This window comes from Cyanobium sp. NIVA-CYA 375, assembly GCF_056108345.1.
In genome coordinates this window covers 1-975 of sequence record NZ_JBSYHW010000245.1, presented here as the reverse complement: position 1 = coordinate 975, position 975 = coordinate 1, and the positions used below count along the sequence as shown (strand labels likewise).

The following is a 975-nucleotide window of genomic DNA, read 5'->3' as shown; positions in this document are numbered from 1 at the left end:
TCGACAATGGCGGCGACAATACGTCCCCGACCTACACGATGACAATCGACGTCGAGCCGAACAACCCGCCCGTGCTCGATCTGAACGGCGCCACGGCGGGGGTCGACAACACCGCAGCCTACACCGAGCAGGCCCCGATCGTGACGTTGGCGAGCGGTCTGGTGCTGAGCGACGACGGCGGGACCCTGACCGGAGCTACCGTCCAGGTGACCGGCGGCTTTGTGCCGCTGTCCGGCGGCGACGGTGCGGATTATCTGGGCATCAGCGGCTCGGGTTCCGGCACGATCAACGGCATCACCTACCTGTACAGCGCAAACACAGGCATCCTGACGCTCAGCGGCACCGCCACGGTTGCCGCCTATCAGGCGGTGCTGGCGCAGGTGTCGTTCCAGTCCACCACGAATAATCCGGGCGCGTCCAAGACGATCACCTGGACCGTCAACGACGGCTCGTCGAACAGTGCCCCGGTAACCACGACGATCACCGTCACCGAAGTGAACGACGCGCCGGTAAATGCTGTGCCGGGCGCCCAGAGCGGGACGGAGGACAGCAACCTCGTCTTCTCGACCGGAAACGGCAATGCGATCAGCGTGTCTGATCGCGACGCTACAACGCTTACCGTGACCTTGTCGGTCGCCAATGGTGTGCTGACGCTGCCGGGGACCGCGGGCCTCAGCTTTGGCGCGGGCGACGGCACTGACGACGCGACGATGACCTTCACCGGCACGGCGGCGGCGATCACTGCGGCGCTGGACGGGCTGGTCTATCGGGGCAACCTCAACTACTCCGGCGACGATACGCTAACCGTTGTCACCAACGACGGCGGCGGCACGGGCATCGATCCGGGTACCAGTGGCGGAGCGACTGATGAGCAGGATGTCGACACTGTCACCATCACGCTCGCACCGGATGGTGTGATCACGGGCGATAGCGGCGACAACACATTTACCGGCACGGCAGGTGCTGATTTCTTCG

Annotated in this window: 1 protein-coding gene; it reads left to right on the top strand. The window is 64.8% G+C overall.

From position 1 onward, the window contains the following. Nucleotides 1-38: 38 nt before the first annotated feature. The coding region (locus AC01FP_RS17835; RefSeq protein WP_474482108.1) for a hypothetical protein at nt 39-975 on the top strand (937 nt) is incomplete at its 3' end.